22 protein-coding genes are annotated in these 19,793 nt (G+C 41.4%); 1 reads left to right on the top strand and 21 read right to left on the bottom strand.

Going from position 1 to position 19,793, the window contains the following annotated elements; all coding sequences use genetic code 11:
- Positions 1-48: 48 nt before the first annotated feature.
- The 17 genes from atpB to prfA form a co-directional block, all read right to left on the bottom strand.
- Positions 49-795, bottom strand: a complete 747-nt coding sequence (gene atpB / locus FPV17_RS20215) for a F0F1 ATP synthase subunit A (RefSeq protein WP_060704455.1) — start codon at positions 793-795, stop codon at positions 49-51.
- Complete coding sequence (locus tag FPV17_RS20220) at positions 792-1,208, bottom strand: ATP synthase subunit I (RefSeq protein ID WP_051667681.1); 417 nt, start codon at positions 1,206-1,208, stop codon at positions 792-794. Before FPV17_RS20220 ends, atpB begins: the two co-directional genes overlap by 4 nt.
- Complete coding sequence (locus FPV17_RS20225) at positions 1,198-1,434, bottom strand: AtpZ/AtpI family protein (protein WP_051667682.1); 237 nt, start codon at positions 1,432-1,434, stop codon at positions 1,198-1,200. Before FPV17_RS20225 ends, FPV17_RS20220 begins: the two co-directional genes overlap by 11 nt.
- Before the next feature lie 443 nt (positions 1,435-1,877).
- On the bottom strand, positions 1,878-4,151 hold the full coding sequence (locus FPV17_RS20230) for a S8 family serine peptidase (RefSeq protein WP_281284315.1): 2,274 nt from the start codon (positions 4,149-4,151) through the stop codon (positions 1,878-1,880).
- 112 nt (positions 4,152-4,263) lie between these two features.
- On the bottom strand, positions 4,264-4,893 hold the full coding sequence (upp, locus tag FPV17_RS20235; RefSeq protein ID WP_144560239.1) for a uracil phosphoribosyltransferase: 630 nt from the start codon (positions 4,891-4,893) through the stop codon (positions 4,264-4,266).
- Between the two features lie 177 nt (positions 4,894-5,070).
- Entirely contained in the window at positions 5,071-6,324 is a 1,254-nt protein-coding gene (gene glyA / locus FPV17_RS20240; RefSeq protein ID WP_060704449.1) for a serine hydroxymethyltransferase, read from the bottom strand.
- 107 nt (positions 6,325-6,431) lie between these two features.
- The gene (locus FPV17_RS20245) at positions 6,432-6,974 is read right to left on the bottom strand and encodes a TIGR01440 family protein (protein WP_144560240.1); all 543 of its coding nucleotides are present in this window, start codon (positions 6,972-6,974) and stop codon (positions 6,432-6,434) included.
- Positions 6,974-7,420: a ribose 5-phosphate isomerase B gene (gene rpiB, locus FPV17_RS20250; protein ID WP_035394289.1), complete on the bottom strand. Its 447-nt coding sequence runs from the start codon at positions 7,418-7,420 to the stop codon at positions 6,974-6,976. The genes FPV17_RS20245 and rpiB overlap by 1 nt, the downstream gene beginning before the upstream one ends.
- A gap of 53 nt (positions 7,421-7,473) precedes the next feature.
- Positions 7,474-8,793, bottom strand: a complete 1,320-nt coding sequence (locus FPV17_RS20255) for a methyl-accepting chemotaxis protein (protein ID WP_144560241.1) — start codon at positions 8,791-8,793, stop codon at positions 7,474-7,476.
- A gap of 21 nt (positions 8,794-8,814) precedes the next feature.
- Positions 8,815-9,249, bottom strand: a complete 435-nt coding sequence (locus FPV17_RS20260) for a low molecular weight protein arginine phosphatase (protein WP_035394288.1) — start codon at positions 9,247-9,249, stop codon at positions 8,815-8,817.
- Between the two features lie 64 nt (positions 9,250-9,313).
- Positions 9,314-9,856: a manganese efflux pump MntP gene (locus FPV17_RS20265; RefSeq protein WP_144560242.1), complete on the bottom strand. Its 543-nt coding sequence runs from the start codon at positions 9,854-9,856 to the stop codon at positions 9,314-9,316.
- 148 nt (positions 9,857-10,004) lie between these two features.
- Entirely contained in the window at positions 10,005-10,808 is an 804-nt protein-coding gene (locus tag FPV17_RS20270; RefSeq protein ID WP_144560243.1) for a ribonuclease E inhibitor RraB, read from the bottom strand.
- Positions 10,809-11,014: 206 nt separating this feature from the next.
- Positions 11,015-12,037 (bottom strand): L-threonylcarbamoyladenylate synthase, encoded by a 1,023-nt coding sequence (locus FPV17_RS20275; protein WP_144560244.1) that lies wholly within the window; start codon positions 12,035-12,037, stop codon positions 11,015-11,017.
- A 223-nt stretch (positions 12,038-12,260) separates the two neighbouring features.
- Positions 12,261-12,707: a GNAT family N-acetyltransferase gene (locus FPV17_RS20280; protein ID WP_035394283.1), complete on the bottom strand. Its 447-nt coding sequence runs from the start codon at positions 12,705-12,707 to the stop codon at positions 12,261-12,263.
- Between the two features lie 55 nt (positions 12,708-12,762).
- On the bottom strand, positions 12,763-13,368 hold the full coding sequence (gene spoIIR / locus FPV17_RS20285) for a stage II sporulation protein R (protein ID WP_035394336.1): 606 nt from the start codon (positions 13,366-13,368) through the stop codon (positions 12,763-12,765).
- A gap of 79 nt (positions 13,369-13,447) precedes the next feature.
- Positions 13,448-14,287 carry a peptide chain release factor N(5)-glutamine methyltransferase gene (prmC, locus tag FPV17_RS20290; protein ID WP_144560245.1) on the bottom strand — a complete coding sequence of 280 codons (840 nt, stop codon included), beginning with the start codon at positions 14,285-14,287 and terminating at the stop codon, positions 13,448-13,450.
- Positions 14,287-15,357 (bottom strand): peptide chain release factor 1, encoded by a 1,071-nt coding sequence (gene prfA, locus FPV17_RS20295; protein WP_035394280.1) that lies wholly within the window; start codon positions 15,355-15,357, stop codon positions 14,287-14,289. Before prfA ends, prmC begins: the two co-directional genes overlap by 1 nt.
- A 156-nt stretch (positions 15,358-15,513) precedes the next feature.
- On the opposite strand from prfA, the gene FPV17_RS20300 reads away from it, so the two are divergent.
- Positions 15,514-16,833, top strand: a complete 1,320-nt coding sequence (locus tag FPV17_RS20300) for an FAD-dependent oxidoreductase (protein WP_144560246.1) — start codon at positions 15,514-15,516, stop codon at positions 16,831-16,833.
- 46 nt (positions 16,834-16,879) lie between these two features.
- Here FPV17_RS20300 and FPV17_RS20305 read toward each other — a convergent pair whose 3' ends face one another.
- The 4 genes from FPV17_RS20305 to rho form a co-directional block, all read right to left on the bottom strand.
- Positions 16,880-17,305 (bottom strand): hypothetical protein, encoded by a 426-nt coding sequence (locus tag FPV17_RS20305; protein ID WP_035394278.1) that lies wholly within the window; start codon positions 17,303-17,305, stop codon positions 16,880-16,882.
- Positions 17,306-17,388: 83 nt separating this feature from the next.
- Positions 17,389-17,961, bottom strand: a complete 573-nt coding sequence (locus FPV17_RS20310; RefSeq protein ID WP_144560247.1) for a thymidine kinase — start codon at positions 17,959-17,961, stop codon at positions 17,389-17,391.
- A gap of 66 nt (positions 17,962-18,027) precedes the next feature.
- Positions 18,028-18,270: a type B 50S ribosomal protein L31 gene (locus tag FPV17_RS20315; protein ID WP_035394274.1), complete on the bottom strand. Its 243-nt coding sequence runs from the start codon at positions 18,268-18,270 to the stop codon at positions 18,028-18,030.
- A 99-nt stretch (positions 18,271-18,369) separates the two neighbouring features.
- A complete protein-coding gene (gene rho, locus FPV17_RS20320; RefSeq protein ID WP_035394271.1) occupies positions 18,370-19,638 on the bottom strand; it encodes a transcription termination factor Rho in 1,269 nt (422 codons plus the stop codon).
- Between the last annotated feature and the right edge of the window lie 155 nt (positions 19,639-19,793).

The following is a 19,793-nucleotide window of genomic DNA, read 5'->3' on the forward strand; positions in this document are numbered from 1 at the left end:
TTGTAGTTTTTATTTATAAATCGCCTCGGGAATAAGCCAAGGCAGGTATTAATGTGCTTCAACTTTATGAGCCATGTAAACCATTGCTAACATCGCGAAAATGTATGCTTGAATGGACCCAATAAAGATACCAAACGCTTGCCATGCCATTGTTGGCACCATCGTAACAGCTGCTAAAATAACGCCTTGTCCAAATCCATAATCAAATCCCATAACCCCTAATCCAACAAGTAGAATCATAAGGATTTCTTTTGCATAGACGTTTCCGAAAAGTCGCATTCCAAGTGTAAGGAAATTGGCTACTTCTTCAATTAGTTTGAACGGTAGCAAGAACCACTTTGGACTTACAAATGACTTTAAGTACGCTCCAGGACCAGCAATCATGACACCATAGATGTGAGTCAGCACAATCACAAGACCAGCCATCGTTAGCGTCAGTAACGGATCTGATGTTGGAGATCGCCACAATACGTAGTGATTTGAATCATTTGTTGCAAGCTCAAATGGAATTCCCATCATATTTGCAACAAACACATAAAATAGTAAGGCGTAAGCTAACACGATAAACCGTCCGCCAACCTTCCAATCCATGTTCGCTTTAACAATCCCTCTACAGAAATCAAGAACCCATTCAATAAAGTTCTGCATTCCTGTTGGTCTCATCGCAAGCTTACGGGCGCCAATTACCGTCACAAGAAAAACAATAATAAATGCCACTGTTGACGTGAAAATAGTTGTCAGGTTAAATGTTAAACCAATCCAAGGATCTTCCCATATAATATTTTTGTTATTCATTCTTTCACCTCTTTCGCCTTCATACTTTTCATTATCAAATCTACTAACATAACGAGATACATCAAGCTAAGACCAACAATCACAGCAAGAAGATGGAAGTGATCTGGAAATTGTAAGGAAAACCACACTGCGGCGAGGGCAAGAATAATTCTGAAAACGAATCCTAAACTTGCTAATAGCATCGAGGGCCATTTAGATGGCGAGTGGTTCCCGCCAATAATGCGTGCATTACGATAAGTTGTCCACAAATTCAAAAAACTAGCCGAAAACCCCAAAATTAAGCCTAAAAAAACGGAGTGGTAAGGTGTCACGCTATAGCCTACAATTAAAATCCCAAGTATGACTAGTGCATACACAAGATATCCATTCATTCGTGCACGTATCAAGTGTGTACGCTCTTCCTTATTTGGCATCTTCGTTATCGTCTCCTAAAAATGGCTGAACAACTTTGGAAATGCTGTATATACTCGTTAACATTCCAACTAATAGGCATATGATTAAGAAGACTGGGCTTGCGTTCAATAGCTTATCCAGCCATATCCCTAAAAATAAGCCTCCGACCGTACCTCCAATCACGCATGATAAAATGGTTGAAACTAGCATGAACGCTCGCATTGGATTCTTACTTTGTTTCGACAATGAAATAGCCCCTCTCAATTAGAGTGAAAGCCACTACAATCGCATATGTAACCCTTATCATGGTAACCCTTAGTAATCGTACAATAGCTACTTTCCTCTGTCAACGAATTTTGAAAGAATCTCAAAAGAGTTTAAAAAAGGGGATTGATTGTTCACATAACTGTCAAAAAAAACCGCGGACTGGATGAGAGTCGTTTAAGTACAGTACTTTGAGTATCAATTATTTCTATATGCCTTTACAAAACCTTTACTTATTCTTAACATTCAAACCACTCCCACTAAGTAAATGCATTGACTTTCTCTTCCAGTTATGTCCTTCTTTTCGTCTTTACGAATGGCCACAACATAAAACGTTCACCACTATTAGCTAAACAATGTGCTCACTATCAAAAATAAACTAAAGACTCAAGGCCATTGCCTTGAGTCTTTACATGTACCTCTTATTACGGACCAATCCACTCCTCTCCAATGTCAATCATGGCTTCAAGAGTATCTGTTTTCCCTTCATTTTTAGCATAAATAAGCGCTTTATAACGACCAGGCGCAATCTGTAAATTGGTAATCTCGCCGTTTACCATACCTCTACTTTGATCTTTATTTTCAATAATTGTCGCTACAAATTCTAACGTATCTGGGTCAAATAAATGCACACTCGACTCTTCCGCTCCGCTTGGTAAATAGTATTCATAATAGTATCCGTTCGCTTTATCGCTGTGAGCCATTTGAAAGGCCATCACTCGAGGGTAATTTGGTTCCTCTATGAAAAGCATATACGGAAGGTCAATTTCCTCCTCATGATTACGAACGGTAATGTAGCCAGTATGAAGCCCTTTTTGAATTGCTTGTTGATCAATGGTCGCTGTGAGTGTAAATGCCTTTTTTGACTGACCATTAACTGTTACTTTTTCTTCAAATTCCCACGAAATACCGTCTACCTCACCAATTGGCGGATCAATGGTGTAGTCTTTTTGAGATTTGCTGATGTTTTCGATAGAAATGGTCACCTCTTTTTCCACCACATGCTCTCCTTTTTCAAGTTCTCCAAATGAGAGGGTTGCTGGTGAGATAAGGGTGCTTGTTTGGATTGCTTTATCTACTTGCAAACGACCTGCCCCTTGTTCAAACGGCAGATACTCTTTTCCTTGTTCATCTTGTAAACGCTTTGTAGAGTTCAGTAGTGCCGATTTCACTTGTTCTGGTTTCCAATCTGGATGTTGTTCAATTAGTAAGGCCGCAGCCCCTGCCACGTGTGGACTTGCCATGCTTGTTCCGTTTAAATCTAAATAGCCTTTCGGTACGGTGCTTTGAATCGCTACACCTGGCGCAACGAGGTCAGGCTTTATTTCCCACGTTTCTGTAACCGGCCCTCTAGAGCTAAAAGGTGCCATTAAGTCTTGTTTGACGCTATAGTGTGTGTCCACTTTCACTTTATGCTTCCGTTGATTTAATAGTGATAGAAGTGCTTCACCCTCGGTTTTAGAAAGAGTTGCTCCTATAATAGGAATCGGTTCTGTTACAGCTCCTGCAAAAGCACCCTCTAAATTGTTGTAAATAAGGACCCCTTTCGCTCCGGCTTTAGAGGCAAACGCTAATTTTTCCGCGAAATTCGAGCGGCCTCTTTTAATGAGAACAAGCTTGTCTTTAACATCCTTCCCTTTATAGTCTGTCAATAGTCCGTGACCAACGTCCACCAGTTCTAAACTTGCCTTTAGTTGCCAACTTTTCGCACCTAGAATAGGGGTTAACGTTAATTCATCCTTTAACCCACTTACGTTGATGGCTGGCACTTCAACAGGCGGCAAAGAAGCGCCCACGGAAATGGCTTTTGTTGAAGTTCCAGGTGAACCAACAGACCACATATTCGGTCCGCTATTTCCATTTGACGTTACCGCAACAATGCCTTTCTCTACGACTCGATCAAGAGCTAAACTCGTTGGCCAGTCAGGTCCGTTAACCGTATTCCCTAATGACAAATTAATCACATCGACATCGTCTTCAAACGCTCGTTCAATCGCTTCTAATATATGTTCTGTTGTCCCTTGTCCACCAGGTCCAAGAGCCCGGTATGCGTAAATTTCAGCTTCCGGAGCAACCCCTTTAATCCGTCCATTAGCAGCAATAATCCCTGCCACATGTGTGCCATGTAACGTAGGTTCTCCTTGTGATTTTTTTGTTTCCATCGGATCATCATCCTGATCGACTATATCGTAGCCACCACGATAGTTCGCCTCTAAATCAGGGTGCTTGTAATCCACACCTGTATCAATTACACCAACTTTGACACCTTTACCAGTTAAGAGGCGCTCTTTCCCATCTTGTTTATCCATTAAACGGTCCCCTGCACCGATAAAAGGGATGCTTCCTTCAAGACTTGGCTGGTAATGAGCCACATCATCTACACGGGCAATGACACTCAACTGCCTTAACCGCTCAATATCTTTTTCAGCAATCTCCAATGAGAACCCACCGTAAACATTCGCATAAATATTTCTAATTGTTGCTGAGGAAATGCGGTTTTCTACAACGCCAACAGCTCGATTTACATCTCCGGACGCCGACACAATCACAACTCTTTTACTACTATCTAGTGTCTGTTGTTGCTTTTCAGCCGCCAAGGCTACTCCGTTTACTCCCGTTGCCATACTCATACCTTGCAAGAGCATTAGAACACTAAGTATTCCTACTACTAACCGATGCACTCTACCTCGTTTCGTCATACGTTACGTCTCCCCTACTGCTTGTCGTATCGGTTAGTATGCGAATGGAGCTGATTTTTTATACAAAAAAGAAGAGAGGACTAGCCCCTCTTCTTTTCACGGTTTTTCTGTTTTATTTCGTACCAAATAGTCGGTCGCCTGCATCGCCAAGCCCTGGTACAATATAACCTTTTTCATTTAATTTTTCATCAAGAGCCGCCAGATAAATATCAACATCTGGGTGTTCTTCTTGTACATACTGAACGCCTTCAGGTGCCGCTACTAAACAGATCAAACGCATATTTTTTGCGCCGCGCTTTTTTAAACTGTTAATGGCTTCAACGACAGAGCCACCTGTTGCAAGCATTGGATCAATTACAAGAAGTTCTCTCTCTTCAATATCTTTTGGAAGCTTCACATAGTACTCAATTGGTTTAAATGTCTCTGGATCGCGATAAAGTCCAACGTGGCCAACTCGAGCTGCTGGAATCATATTTAAAATTCCATCTGACATCCCTATGCCTGCACGCAAAATTGGAATAAGACCAAGTTTTTTTCCAGCTAGTTTTTTAACACGTGCTGGCCCTACAGGTGTTTCAATGTCTGCATCCTCTAACGGCAAATCTCTCGTTACTTCAAATGCCATTAACGCCGCTACTTCATCCACGAGCTCGCGAAACTCTTTTGTACCTGTTGTCTTATCTCGTATATACGATAACTTATGCTGAATTAGTGGATGATCAAGTACATGAACCTTACCCATTTTCGTCACTTCCTTTTTAAAAATCGTCATTTCTCGACACACTCTGAACGATTTTACCTGAAAAGCACCTCTTCATACAAGTGTTCAAAGAAAGAAACCTGTGTTAAATGTTCCCTTAACGAAATAAATCATGTAAAAAACAGCAACGACATGTATGTCGCTACTGCTCTTTCTGCCTTATAGATTCGGGTACATAGGGAATTTAGCTGTTAAAGCTGCTACACGCTCACGGACTTGATTTAATACTTCTTCATTTTCAACATTTTTCAATGTTAAAGCAATCAACTTCGCAATTTCATCCATATCGTCCACACCAAGTCCACGAGACGTTACTGCAGCTGTTCCAATTCGAATACCACTTGTAACAAACGGCTTTTCTGGATCATATGGAATGGTATTTTTATTTGTCGTAATACCGACTGAATCAAGGGCTTTTTCAGCAACTTTACCAGTCAACTGTAACGAACGCAGATCAAGCAACACAAGATGATTATCTGTTCCGCCTGATACAATGTTGACACCTTCTTCTTGCAACGTTTGCCCTAGACGCTGTGCATTCTCAATAATCGCCTTACCGTATGCTTTAAAATCATTAGCTAATGCTTCGCCAAAAGAAACCGCTTTGGCTGCAATGACATGCATCAGTGGACCACCTTGGATACCTGGGAAGATTGATTTGTCAAGCTTTTTACCAAATTCTTCACCTGTCTCTTCATTACAAAGAATCATTCCGCCACGTGGTCCACGTAATGTTTTATGTGTCGTTGTTGTTACGAAATGTGCATAAGGAACAGGGTTTTGGTGAAGACCAGCCGCTACCAATCCAGCAATATGTGCCATATCAACCATCAGGTAGGCGCCAACTTCATCTGCAATCTCGCGGAATTTCTTAAAATCAATTGCACGTGGATAAGCACTAGCTCCTGCAACAATTAATTTCGGCTTGTGCTCAATCGCAATTTGACGAACAACATCATAATCAATGCGCTGATCCTCTTCACGCACGCCGTACTCAACGAAATTGTATTGCACCCCACTAAAGTTTACTGGGCTACCATGAGTGAGATGTCCACCGTGAGACAAATTCATGCCAAGGACCGTGTCTCCATGCTCTAAAATGGTGAAATACACACCCATATTTGCTTGCGCACCTGAATGGGGCTGAACATTCACATAATGTGCATCAAATAATTTCTTTGCACGATCACGGGCGATATTTTCAGCAATATCCACATATTCACAACCCCCGTAATAACGTCGGCCAGGGTAGCCCTCAGCATATTTATTTGTTAAAACAGAGCCCTGGGCTTCCATTACAGCTTCACTAACAAAGTTCTCTGAAGCAATTAACTCAATTTTATCTCGTTGGCGACCAAGTTCTAATTCAATTGCTTCAAAAAGCGTTGGATCTTGTGTTTTTAAATTTGTCATCTCTTCTCCCGCCTTTGTTCGTAAATAATTTAATTTATTTATGATTTTAGCTCATTCTAAGTAAGAATAACAGCTTTTTCCGTAAATTAAGCAACTTTTTAAATAAATCATTCACCAATTTTATACTGTGCACGTTCTCCGCCAATTAATTTCGGTCGCGAAGTCGCTACCGTTACATGAGCGGAACCAATGGTCGTAAAGCCAATTCTAATTGGTACGAGAACTGGTTTAATGTGCATTCCAATAAACGTATCGCCTATATCTATCCCTGCATCGGCTTGAACCGATTCTACTAAAACAGGTTCTTGTAGTTGTCGATAGGCATAAGTGGCCATTGCTCCACCAGCATGACGAACAGGTACTGCACTCACTTCGGTTAAGCCTTTTTGCTCTGCTACACTTCGCTCCATTACTAACGCACGATTTAAGTGCTCGCAACATTGAAAAACAAGGTGAACACCTGTAATTTTTTGGAATTTACTAAACCCGCGGTACAACTCTTCTGCAATGTTCATTGAACCTTCTTTTCCAATTGGCTTGCCAGCTATTTCACTTGTGGATACACCAATAACAAATAACTTGTTTTGCAAAGCAGGAACACGGTTCTGAAACGCCTGTAAGCCGTCGAATAAACGCTCTTCAATAGTCATTAGCGATGTGTGTCTTCATAGCTTGTAATTTTGCCAATTCGATTCGCATGCCGTCCGCCTTCAAACGCTTCCCCTAGCCATGTCCGCACAATTTCTCCAGCCAGTCCTGGACCAATAACGCGTTCACCCATTGAAATCATATTCGTATCATTATGCTGTCTTGTTGCTTTTGCACTGAACACATCGTGTACAAGGGCACAGCGGATGCCTTTCACCTTGTTTGCCGCTATCGACATACCAATTCCTGTACCGCATACGAGAATTCCGCGATCAAATTCACCTGCTGCTACTTTTTCAGCAACAGGAAGAGCATAATCAGGATAATCAACGGACCCTTCACAATTACAACCAAAATCTTCATAAGCAAACCCTAAGTCTTTTATTACGGCAATGAGTTCGTCTTTTAAACGAGTTCCACCATGATCGGAAGCAATAGCTATTTTCATCTCGTACACTCCTTCGTTTTTACCACTACAAAAAGCGCCTGTTTAGGACGCTTCTATTGGTTTGATTCTATTGTAAACTTTTCGATCGTTGTCTTCAATTCCTTGGCTTGATTTGATAAGTCTTTTGATAACGTTTCAATCTCACTTAACGCGACCGTCTGTTCTTCTGTCATCGCCGTGACTTCTTGTGCACCAGCAGAGGTTTGCTCTGCAATCGCAGCTACTTCCTCTGTTTTCACCGAGCTCGCTTCAATGGATTGCTTCTGCTTGTCCGACAAAGTAGAAATAATTTCAATTATATCTGTAACAATTTTGGCAGATGATTCCATCTCCAAAAGTGCCGTTGTCGTTTTTTCACCTTGCTCCGTCTGAATTCTTGCAACATCTACTTGTTCTTCAATGTTCTTAACAACTTGTTTCACTTCTTCTTGAATAGTCGTAATTAATTGATTGATGGATTCAACCGCTTGTGTGCTTTCGTCAGCCAGCTTCCGAACTTCACTCGCTACCACCGCGAACCCGCGCCCATGCTCCCCAGCACGAGAAGCTTCAATAGAGGCATTTAAAGCAAGTAAGTTTGTTTGCTTAGCGATGGCACCAACAACTGCCGTAATCCCTTCTACCTCTTGCGCTTGTTCTTCAAGACGGTGAACCGAATCAAGTGAATGCTCTTGCTTCGTTGTTAGGTCGCCTATTCCTTTTACAAGATTCGTCGTCATGACCCTACTTGTTTCAAGAAGCTGCCCCATTTCTGACGCTTGCTTTGATGACAAGGAGGCTTTTTCTTGCATCTCGTTTGCCATTTCAGTAGTCGTTTCGAGAGAGAAGACGGTTTCTTGAATGGCTTGTGCAGCATTTTCTGCTCCACTAGCAATTTCGCCCATTGTAAAGCCGATTTGCTCCGCTTGAGAGGAGGAAGTAGCTGTAGCTATACCTAATTGCTGAACTCGCTCATCTGTTTCAACGAAGTTCCGATCGATTTCACGAACCATTCCATTCAAATTTGTGAGCATTTTATTATATGCGACACCTAATGCACGCAGTTCGTCATCTGACTTTGATAATTCGACTGTTTGATCTATGACACCAGCTGCCGCCTCTGTAACCGCTTGTTCTAACTGGGCCAAAGGTTTCGTTATAATATTCGATAGAAAATAACCGAGTATGCCACTCCAGACTACACCCGCTAGCAGAACAAGTAATGTGAGCCAAGCTGGATCTATGTTAAGGAACGAAGCAAAAAAATCTGCTAAAAAGTACAGGATGATGGCACTGCTAGCAAACGTTATGACCGCAACAGTACTAACCCCTAATACAATTTTCTTCCGAATACTGAATCTGTACCTTTTAGAGACACTTGTTTCTGCTTCCATTCCCATTCATCCTTTTCTATTTTAAGATTGCCGCAGAAAGTCTTTAACGGCTTTTTTAATCATTTTCGCAGTTTGTTCATAATCCTCATCCGTACCACCGAAGGGATCCTGTATATCATAGCCTTCTCTTCCAGCCGCCTCTTGTAGCGTAGATACATTCTGATAAGGATAACGTTCTTCTACGATTCGTTTATGGGCAGAAGACATCGTTAGTACTTTGTCCGCCCATTGAATGAGTTCATCCGATAAAGGTTGCGACGCGTGATCTAGTTCAATTCCTTCTTTTTCTAAAACCCTTTTAGAACCGCTAGAAATTGCATGTCCATACGCAGCACTTACGCCTGCAGATTTAACATTTACGTGCTCACTTCCATATTTCTTTAAATAAGCTTCAGCTAATGGTGAGCGACACGTATTTCCTGTACAAACAACTAAAACATTTTTCTTCTTTTTCATGGTTCCACTCCTTCACTTTACATCAATGTTTCACTAGTTTAGCACATGTGTACCAGTTGATTCATCAAAGTGGGAGCATGATTTTCAAACCAAATCCAATTAAAATAACCCCGCCTAATAGTTCTCCATAAGAACCAATGAGTTTATGAAATTTAGAGCCAATTAACAAACCCAACCAAGCTAATACCATACTGACAGCTCCAATACTTACTACTGTCAACATGACTTTCGTTCCTAAAATACCAAACGACAAGCCAGCGGAAAAACTGTCTAAACTTACACCCAAGGCAAACAATAATAACCCAATACCTACTGGCCTTAATTTTGAGTTTTCTTCTTCCGAAAAAGAAGCTAACAGCATTTGCACACCTATAACCAGGAGAAGACCTCCACCTATGTAGGTTGCGATAACATCATACTTACCAGAAAGCCATTGACCCGTAATCATACCGAGTAACGGCATAAAGACGTGAAAAGCACCGATCGTAAGACCAATGCGGAACACTTGCTTTCCCGTAAGACCAAGCATCCCCATTCCTAAGGTTACTGAAAAGGCATCCATTCCTAAAGCTGCTGCCATAATCATTATCGTCACAATCTCGTGCATTGTTTAACTCCTCCCGCAAAAACATGCTATTCGAATGTATGCACGTCCGAGAGATTTTAGACAGGCTAATAGGCATGGTCATAAAAATGGTAACAGCAAAGAACCTCCCATTCGTAAAATGAGAGGTTCCATCTATAGCTAGGTAGCCTTAATCCACCATTGCTCCCCAGCCGTCTATTTTCACTTCGTATTTCGCCGTTATTTCTTCTAAATCGTGTTGTTGCTTCACAATTTCAGCATGAGTGAGAGAAATCACTTTTTTGCACACCAGAACAAATTCCTCATGTCCTTCATCTTCGTCAACGTCAACTACATACCCTTCAAGTTCAACCAACTTCGCTACTTTTCGAGCAATTCGTCGATTAGGACAAAGCAAAATAAACTCCACTTCCCGTGGCTTACTCATATCAACACCAGAGTCTTTTAAACTCTGCAAAACAGCGCCATCATCATCATTAGGGAAATCAACAGGGGTAATATAGGTTACATTGTAAAAGTAAAATGATTGCTGTTCTTCTTCTGAAGAAAGCATTTCTTCAAATCCTAATTCTTCTAGAATCATGCAAAAACGTTCACTTTCAGCTTGTTTATGAGAGACGATAAAGCCAATATCTTTCACATTGGAAAGATAGAAATAGCGCTGCCATTGCTGTAACCAATCTGCAAATGATTCCATCCGAATAATGTCATCACGCATTTGAGGAAACACGACAACGGTATCGAGTAAACGATCGGATTCCGTATAAAAAAACTCAAGCATTCCCAATAAATCATTAACACCGGGCTTGTCTGCAAAAGAATCCTCGTCTACTGCGAATACTTCATCCGATATTAAGTAATATGGAACATCCATCGCTTTTCGATCCGTCATAATCGTTACATGGCCATAAATGATTTCTGTTTCCGGATCCACTTCTGTTTTATAAGAAAACACTTGTTTTGAACGCTCCATTTTCCGCTCCTTTTCATCATAATGTCGTCGTTTTTCTTCATGCAGATTCAGTTGCGTGTGCAACTAAACAGGGAGGCTATCTAATCATTCTTTTCTTTCTTGTTATCGGCAAAAACAGGCTTGTTTGTTAAGGTGTGAAAGCCAGCCTTCTCTACACTATTCACCTTGTCCTTAAACCATTCCTGTTAAGTCCATACTCTTTTTCTTTATAGACGCTTGCCACCCGCTGCTTTTTCGAGTCGATTCATTATAGCGGCTCCAACACCTAGTGTCGGAACTGCTTCTACGAAAATGACCGTTACTGCTTTTTCATCAAATAAACGAAGCGTATAATAGAACGTCTGAGCTAAGTCATAAAGGGAGTGGACCACAATCGATTCATGTGCTTCTTTATAACTCTCGCTCGCCAATACACCTACCCGTAATCCACTTGCTTTTGCCCTTTGAATAGCGGAATGAAAATGCTTTGGCTCCTCCACAATATACACGTCGGCTTCAGGTGCATAATGCGTATACTTCATTCCTGGTGATTTAGGTTGTTCATTTGTGCTTACTAACGCTTTATCCACACCAATTGGTCCAACAACCCCTTCAATTTCTTCTTTCGTCACACCTCCAGGCCGATAAAGTACAGGGGTATCTTCAACGATGCTTAATACCGTCGATTCTAAACCAATGCCTGTTTGTCCCCCGTCAATCACGCCATCGATCCTTCCGTTCAGATCCTGTAACACATGGGCTGCTGTTGTAGGTGATGGGCGGCCTGATTGATTTGCACTAGGAGCGGCAATGGGCAGTTGGCACGCTTTTAAAAACGCTCTTGCCACCGGATTAGACGGCATCCGTATACCTACCGTTTCTAAGCCCGCTGTTACATGGGTCGACAAGACCGGCTTCGCTTTAAAAATTAACGTAAGTGCTCCTGGCCAAAAGGCCTCCATTAAACGATCCGCAACTTCAGGAATGTCTGCTACTAATTCATTCAGCTGTGTTTTATCTCCTATGTGGACAATCAGTGGATTGTCACTCGGTCTTCCTTTTGCATAAAAGATTTTGCTGACTGCTTCATCAGATAATGCGTTCGCCCCTAAGCCGTACACCGTTTCAGTAGGGAACGCAATGAGCTTATTGTCCCTTATCCACATTGTCGGTTCTTGTAATAATAAGGGTTCTCCCTTCTCTATATCATTGTTATCCACATTCCAAACCTTCGTCTGTTTATAACTCACGATCTGTTCGCCTCTTTCATTCTAACGAAACTTTTTTCTTCAAATCTTCAAATGCCTATCCTATAAGGGTTCACTCTATTTTATCAGACTAATCTATCGATTGCACCAAAAGAAAAAACAGTTTATCCACGGCTGTGGATAAACTGTTTATAAGTTGATAAATTCAGCTATAATTGAACTTTTCCGCGCTTATACACAAAACTTATACACAAATCCACAGGTCTTACACAATATGCGAACAGTTATAAGACCATGCAATCGTGTCATCTATGCTCGTTATATGTTGATAATGCTCTAATTGCTTGATTTCTTCAGGAATCGACTGTTTTGATACTTGTTCAAAACCTAATGGCTCAAATAAAGACGCCTTTCCACTACTCAATGCATACACATGGTTTACACCTTCAGAATGAGCAAACGCCAATGCTAATTGAATGAATTCAACTGCTGCCATGGCATGGGTTTTTTCGCTATCAATGACAAGTGTGCGTAACAGCCCTAGATCTAACACTTTGTCTAACCCGACTGTTCCCACTAACATTCCTTCTTCATTCTCGACGACAACAAAGCTATCTATTTGATTCGGCGTTTTAGCAGAGCCAACCCGTGCAAATAAATGTTGAACTGCCAATACATCCGTTTCTTCCATTTTTCGAACCGTTAATGACATATGAGACGTCCTCCTTTTTGTTCATTCTATGAGGAGGCTTGTACATATATGACTATTATCCAAATAACCGATCCCATACAGATTCAAACATATCAACTATAAAAAAAGATGTTTCGACTTCAGGATCTTCTTCGTTGGATTCTGATTCTACCTCTTTCGCTTCTGCATTGTCCATATCTAGAAAACATAATGGTGGAAATAGTACACACCACCAGTTTTCGCCTTCCCCTTCTCCAAGTGTTACAAGAACGGCTTGATAGGCTCCTGCGGGGTAAACAAGGTTACCGTAAAGCTTTGTCGGAAACGCAACCTCTTCGTTAAATTCAACGGTATAGTCTTGATTCTTGTTGTATTTGCTCAACTCACGCGCAACGATCGCTTCCATTTCATCCATGTTGCTTTCAATGATTGCTACTGCTTCCTCAAACGTTTTCACTTCTTGAACCCATTTTGTAATTTCTGCATTTATTTCATCACGGATATCCCGTTTTAACATTTGGTCACTAACGGAATCACTGTTTGCTAAAATGCGTAAGCGAATTGCCTCTTCTTCATTTACTTCTTGATGAAACTGACTAACTGCTTGTGCATTTTGTGATTCCCAACTCATTAGTCCTACAAATAAAGAGATTAATAGATAAATAATTGCTTTTGCCTTCATTACGAGCACCGCCCCTTCCCTCCTAGCATGGTCAGGGCAAGCACCGTTTAAACACAAAATCGTTCGACATTCTCTTTAGCTATAATCGAACATCAATCAATACAATTCGATCTTTTTCATTAATATCAAAACGGACTTCAATAGTGGCTTTTGGAAATTGTTTCTGAAATAACTGCTTGACCGCGCTTCCCTGTCCTGCTCCGATTTCAAGAGCGATGAGTGATCCATCATGGACATACTCATGAAGTTCAAGCGCTAAACGACGATAAACAGCTAGTCCGTCATCTCCGGCAAATAAAGCGAGCTCAGGCTCATATTCCCTTACTTGTTCAGCTAATGAAGCACGATCTCCTACCGGTATATAAGGAGGATTTGACACAATGACGTCGAAATACTCCGCTTTAACGGGTCTACATAAATCACCTAGTTTAAACCGGACCTTCGCACCTAATGTTTTTGCGTTTTCCTTGGCAACGTTTAAAGCCTTTTCTGATACATCGACCGCCGTCACTTCTGTATGTGGAGATTCTAATTGTAGAGTAATAGCAATAGCTCCACTTCCCGTACCTATGTCAACAATTCGTTCCGTTCCCTTTAGCCTCTCAAGAACCGCTTGAACCAGTTCCTCAGTCTCTGGTCGAGGAATGAGCACATCCCCTGATACGTTAAATATGCGTCCATAAAACGATTCAGAGCCAATGATATGCTGCACCGGTATACCTGAAGTTAACGTCTCGACATCTGCTTTAAAAGCTAGCCAAACGTCATCACGCACTTCATCGTGAAAACTGGCTAATAGGGCGGCACGATTTTTGTTCAGATGGTGACGTAGCAACCACTCTCCTGCCGGCTCCTCAAGACCATGACTTCGTAAAAAAGACGAAGCCCAGTTCAGAGCTTCGTATACCGTCTTCTTCATTACGATTCCGCATTCTTCATTGCTTCAGATTGCTCTTCCACAATAAGTGCATCAATAATTTCATCGAGTTGACCTTGCAAGATTTGCTCAAGCTTTTGAATCGTCAAGCCAATGCGGTGATCCGTTACGCGACTTTGAGGGAAATTATAGGTACGAATCCGCTCAGAACGATCGCCAGTGCCGATTGCGGTTTTACGTGCATCTGCGTATTCCGCCTGCGCTTCTTGCTGCACTTTATCGAAAATACGCGCTCGAAGCACTTTCATTGCTTTTTCTTTGTTTTTAATTTGTGATTTTTCATCTTGGCACGAAACAACTGTATTCGTAGGTAAATGAGTTAAACGAACGGCTGACATCGTCGTATTTACACTTTGCCCACCAGGACCACTTGAAGTGAACGTATCCACTCGAATGTCTTTTTCATGAATGTCAATTTCCACTTCTTCGGCTTCAGGCAATACAGCCACCGTTGCAGTAGACGTATGAATACGTCCGCCAGATTCTGTCTTTGGTACACGCTGTACACGGTGAGCACCGTTTTCGTATTTGAGTTTTGAGTAAGCCCCTGTTCCATTGACCATAAAGATGACTTCTTTATAGCCGCCAATTTCATTTGCCTGGGCTTCAATAATCTCTGTTTTCCATCCTTGCATCTCAGCAAAACGATAGTACATTTTAAATAGGTCCGATGCGAAGAGCTGAGCTTCGTCTCCGCCAGCAGCTCCACGAATTTCAACAATAACGTTCTTGTCGTCATTCGGATCTTTCGGTAAAAGCAAAATCTTCAAACGAGCTTCCAATTCTTCTTTTCGACTTGAAAGCTCATCCAGCTCTTCTTTTACCATTTGGTACATCTCATCGTCTAATTTATCTTCAAGCATGGCTTTCGCTTCATTTAATTGTTCGTGAACTTCTTTATAGTCACGGTATGCTTGCACGGTTTCCTCTATTTGTGCTTGTTCCTTTGAGTACTCACGTAATTTATTGGTATCACTAATTACATCTGGATCACTTAGTTGTTCGTTTAAAAAATCATAACGATCTTCAACAGATTGTAAACGATCTAACACGACGTCACCTCATCTTTATTTCCGCTACATATCCTTACTATTATAGTATATGGCACTTCTAATGGTCAATGCACCCTATTCGAACGGTTTGCACGCACTTCCTGTTGGGAATACTACATAGAATAGATTTGAGTTTTCTAAAAAGGCGGGATAAAGGTGAACTATGTCATTATAGGCGGTGATGCCGCAGGAATGAGTGCAGCGATGCAGCTTGTTCGAAACGACGCACAAGCCGACATTACAGTGCTCGAAAAAGGGCTTTATTATTCATATGCACAATGCGGTCTTCCTTATTGGATTGGTGGCGATATTGAAAAGGAAGAAAAGCTCGTTGCCAGAGATGCAGATACGTATCGGATTAAGCACGGCATTGACGCCAGAACAGAGCACGAAGTAACATCAATCGATGTGAACGAAAAGCGTGTCATCGGAAAGAATTTTGAGATTGACTATGATAAATTATTGATCGCTTCTGGCGCTAGACCTTTCGTACCTGATTGGAACAACAACCACCTTAAAGGAATCTATACATTAAAAACAATTCCTGACGCAAAGAAAATTATTCAGCGACTAAAGGGGAAACGACGAAATATTACCGTTATTGGCGGCGGTTCCATTGGGCTTGAAATTGCTGAAAATGTATGTAAAGCAGGTCATAAAGTTCGAATTCTTGAACGTTCAGCTCGACTTGCAATGAACTTTGATAAGGAAATGACCGATCATATCCACGAAAAAGCGATTGAAGAAGGGATTCAACTTGATTTAAATCATGACATTATCGGTTTTGAAGGAGATGAGGAGGGCAACGTCACCTCCGTTATCACCAATCTGTCTACATGCAAAACCGATTTAGTCATTGTTGCTGTTGGCGTTCGTCCAAATACCGACTTTTTAACAAATACAGGTATACACCTCGATGAGCATGGTGCCATTAAAGTGAATCGTTATATGGAAACAAACTTGAAAGATGTTTATGCGGCTGGGGATTGCGCCACTCATTACCATCGTATTACCGACAAAGACACGTACCTCCCCCTCGGTACGCACGCAAATAAGCAAGGGCGTATAGCGGGATTAAACATGTGCGGAAAGCCACGGGTGTTTAAAGGCATTGTCGGCACACAAATTTATCAGTTTTTCGACTTAACGTTGGCGAGAACAGGATTATCTTCCCGTGAAATTGAAGAACTAGGATATGCCTATAAATGCGTGCAGGCCAAACTTCCCCACGTCGCTGCTTATTATCCTACACACGAACCCATTTTGATTCGTCTTCAATACAACGAAAAAACAGGGGAAGTGTTAGGGGGACAATTTATTGGCACAAAAGGTGTCGATAAACGATGTGATGTATTGGCGACAGCCCTCTATCACCGAATGACCATGCAAGATCTAGAGGAATTAGATCTTGGCTACTCTCCCCCATTTAACAGCGTCTGGGATCCACTTCAACAAACCGCAAGAAGACGATCGTAACGATAAAAAACTGACCCGAAGATGAATAATCTCGGGTCAGTTTTCGTTAACGAAGATGGACTTGGTAGCGTGGAATTCCCCTCTCGAGCGCCTTCTCTAATTCTCTCGTATGCTGCTCTTGTTCTGCTTTATCCCATTCATGGTCTGGATGAGCTTTTGCATAGATATGCCCACCATTCACAATGGCAATGCCAGATCTGAATCCATGCTCCTCAATTATTTCTTCAACAAGCTGCCCATCTTCTTCTAACGTTCTGTGTTCGGCACTCGGATTCACATAACTTGCGCCAAGATTCGTTTGTCCTTGCGGGTATGAATCCTGTTCATGCTTCATATGCTCAAAGTTTAAAGGACCTGGTCCAAAGGCACCCATGCCACGATCATGCTTCTCGTGAACATCCGCTGCACCCATGTCACTCCCACAACCTGCCATAACGAACAAAGCAACGAAACCAGTTGCGATCTTCTTCATGCTTCTCCCCCTTTTGCGCCGTACAGTCATACGGCTCCTTTAGGGTTCCACAAGAACTTTTTTTCCATACTCCTATACTAAACTTACAAAGGCGGATGACGGTGACATTTACGGCAGACAGGGTAGTATTGGTCATTGCCACCAATTTGAATTTGATCCCCTGTATAAATAGGTTTTCCATGTTCATCTACACGTAAATTCATAATTGCTTTTTTATGGCAGAACCAGCAGATGGTTTTCATTTCTTCAATTTTATCTGCTTGAATGAGCATTTGCTTACTTCCTTCAAATAACTCATTTTGAAAATCATTTTTTAGTCCAAAAGCCATTACTGGAATTGTCAATTCGTCCACAATTTTAGCTAATTGCAGCACATGCTCTCTTGAAAGAAACTGCACCTCATCAATGAGTACACAATAAGGTTTCTGCTCAGCATGCTTTACAACGTCAAAAAGGTTAGTATCGTTAAACACAGAAATAGCTGCTCTCCTTAATCCTACACGACTTGATACATAGCCGACTTCATCTCGCGTATCAATGCCAGAAGTAAATAGTAAAACAGGTTTATTCTGCTCTTCATAGTTCGAAGCCACCTTTAAGATTTCAAATGATTTTCCACTATTCATTGCACCATATTTAAAAAATAGCTGTGCCATTTGTCCCTCCTCATGCGCGTGCGTCATAAAAAAAGACAGGCATTATGACTGCCTGTCTTTTGCTGCTTATAGGTTGTATTTCTTTTTGAATTTATCAACACGGCCACCTGCATCAGCAAGCTTTTGCTTACCAGTGTAGAATGGGTGTGAATCCGAAGAAATCTCAACTTTAATAAGTGGATAAGTGTTGCCATCTTCCCACTCAACTGTCTCATTAGAACCACGAGTAGAACCAGTTAGAAACTTGAAGCCCGTGCTTGTATCTAAGAATACAACTTTTTGGTACGTTGGATGGATTTCAGCTTTCATTGCATTTCATCTCCTTTTGCCCTGAATCTATTCGAAACAGAGTTTTCCTCACATAATCGAAATTATATCAAGCCCACACCAAATTTGCAAGATCAACTTTTACGATCGACGCTTGCCTGTCATTTCTGCTTGCATTTCCTCAAAAAACTCGACGTTTGTCTTCGTTTCCTTCACACGGCGAATAAATTGATCGGTAAAATCAGGTGATTCGTTCATTGTTTTACGAATTGTCCACAGTTTATCAAGCTGAGATTTTGGCATAAGCAGCTCTTCTTTTCGTGTACCAGAACGACGAATATCAATTGATGGGAAGATTCTTCTTTCAGCAAGACGGCGGTCTAAATGAAGCTCCATATTACCTGTTCCCTTAAATTCTTCGTAAATGACGTCGTCCATTCTTGAGCCTGTATCGACCAGGGCTGTCGCTAAAATCGTTAAACTTCCACCCTCTTCGATATTTCGAGCTGCTCCAAAAAAGCGTTTTGGACGGTGAAAAGCAGCTGGATCAATCCCCCCAGATAACGTACGTCCACTTGGTGGAATGACAAGGTTGTACGCGCGAGCAAGACGCGTAATGGAATCCATTAAAATAACGACATCTTTCTTATGCTCGACGAGACGCATCGCTCTCTCTAACACAAGCTCAGCTACCTTAATGTGGTTTTCTGGCACTTCATCAAATGTTGAACTTACAACTTCCCCTTTGATTGAACGTTCCATGTCCGTTACTTCTTCTGGACGCTCGTCGATTAACAGAACAATCAGCTCAACAGAGGGGTGTTTTTCCGCTATGCTATTGGCGACTTCTTTCATTAATGAAGTCTTCCCTGCTTTCGGCGGCGCAACAATTAGTCCACGTTGACCAAAACCAACTGGTGACACCATATCAATAATACGCGACGAAACACGACCGGGCTTAGATTCTAAATCGATCTTCACATCTGGATATAAAGGGGTAAGTGCTGGAAAATGAGGACGGTCTCTTGATGTTTCAGGCGAATCACCATTAACCGCTTCTACATGTAGCAGCCCGTGATAGCGCTCATTGTCTTTTGGTGGCCGAACCTTTCCAGAAACCTTATCTCCATTTCTTAAATCAAATCGACGAATTTGCGATGCGGAAATATAAATATCTTCTGTACTAGGCAAATAATTAATTGGTCTCAGAAATCCAAAGCCTTCACTTTGAATAATTTCTAATACACCTTCCATAAATAAAAGCCCGTCTTGCTCCGCTTGTCCTTTTAAAATAGCAAAGATAAGTTCTCGTTTTGTTAGTTTGCTGTAATAAGAGACTTTAAACGTTTTCGCTTGTTCATATAGCTCTTTTAACGTCATATTCTCTAATTCTGTTATATTTACGCTCATCAAAGTCACCACGCTTTATCATTATCGTTCTACTTATTCCTTTTTATAGACAATGAACGAAATTGTCTTTGTTCTCATATAAAATTTACTCATTTAACTTTAGTCATGAATTTTTAACAGGGAAGGAAAATGGAGAAAAGTTATTATAGAAGGAA

The sequence above is a fragment of the Shouchella miscanthi genome (assembly GCF_007725405.1).
GTDB lineage: Bacteria > Bacillota > Bacilli > Bacillales > Bacillaceae_D > Shouchella > Shouchella hunanensis.

What these genes read in the sequence shown, in the direction of transcription:
- atpB (WP_060704455.1), bottom strand. Translation starts at nt 795, where the DNA reads ATGAATAACAAAAATATTATATGGGAAGATCCTTGGATTGGTTTAACA.
- FPV17_RS20220 (WP_051667681.1), bottom strand. Translation starts at nt 1,208, where the DNA reads ATGCCAAATAAGGAAGAGCGTACACACTTGATACGTGCACGAATGAAT.
- FPV17_RS20230 (WP_281284315.1), bottom strand. Translation starts at nt 4,151, where the DNA reads ATGACGAAACGAGGTAGAGTGCATCGGTTAGTAGTAGGAATACTTAGT.
- upp (WP_144560239.1), bottom strand. Translation starts at nt 4,893, where the DNA reads ATGGGTAAGGTTCATGTACTTGATCATCCACTAATTCAGCATAAGTTA.
- glyA (WP_060704449.1), bottom strand. Translation starts at nt 6,324, where the DNA reads ATGACAAATTTAAAAACACAAGATCCAACGCTTTTTGAAGCAATTGAA.
- FPV17_RS20245 (WP_144560240.1), bottom strand. Translation starts at nt 6,974, where the DNA reads ATGACTATTGAAGAGCGTTTATTCGACGGCTTACAGGCGTTTCAGAAC.
- rpiB (WP_035394289.1), bottom strand. Translation starts at nt 7,420, where the DNA reads ATGAAAATAGCTATTGCTTCCGATCATGGTGGAACTCGTTTAAAAGAC.
- FPV17_RS20255 (WP_144560241.1), bottom strand. Translation starts at nt 8,793, where the DNA reads ATGGAAGCAGAAACAAGTGTCTCTAAAAGGTACAGATTCAGTATTCGG.
- FPV17_RS20260 (WP_035394288.1), bottom strand. Translation starts at nt 9,249, where the DNA reads ATGAAAAAGAAGAAAAATGTTTTAGTTGTTTGTACAGGAAATACGTGT.
- FPV17_RS20265 (WP_144560242.1), bottom strand. Translation starts at nt 9,856, where the DNA reads ATGCACGAGATTGTGACGATAATGATTATGGCAGCAGCTTTAGGAATG.
- FPV17_RS20270 (WP_144560243.1), bottom strand. Translation starts at nt 10,808, where the DNA reads ATGGAGCGTTCAAAACAAGTGTTTTCTTATAAAACAGAAGTGGATCCG.
- FPV17_RS20280 (WP_035394283.1), bottom strand. Translation starts at nt 12,707, where the DNA reads ATGTCATTAACGGTTCGAAAAATGGAAGAAACGGATGTATTGGCAGTT.
- spoIIR (WP_035394336.1), bottom strand. Translation starts at nt 13,368, where the DNA reads ATGAAGGCAAAAGCAATTATTTATCTATTAATCTCTTTATTTGTAGGA.
- prmC (WP_144560245.1), bottom strand. Translation starts at nt 14,287, where the DNA reads ATGAAGAAGACGGTATACGAAGCTCTGAACTGGGCTTCGTCTTTTTTA.
- FPV17_RS20305 (WP_035394278.1), bottom strand. Translation starts at nt 17,305, where the DNA reads ATGAAGAAGATCGCAACTGGTTTCGTTGCTTTGTTCGTTATGGCAGGT.
- FPV17_RS20310 (WP_144560247.1), bottom strand. Translation starts at nt 17,961, where the DNA reads ATGGCACAGCTATTTTTTAAATATGGTGCAATGAATAGTGGAAAATCA.
- FPV17_RS20315 (WP_035394274.1), bottom strand. Translation starts at nt 18,270, where the DNA reads ATGAAAGCTGAAATCCATCCAACGTACCAAAAAGTTGTATTCTTAGAT.
- rho (WP_035394271.1), bottom strand. Translation starts at nt 19,638, where the DNA reads ATGAGCGTAAATATAACAGAATTAGAGAATATGACGTTAAAAGAGCTA.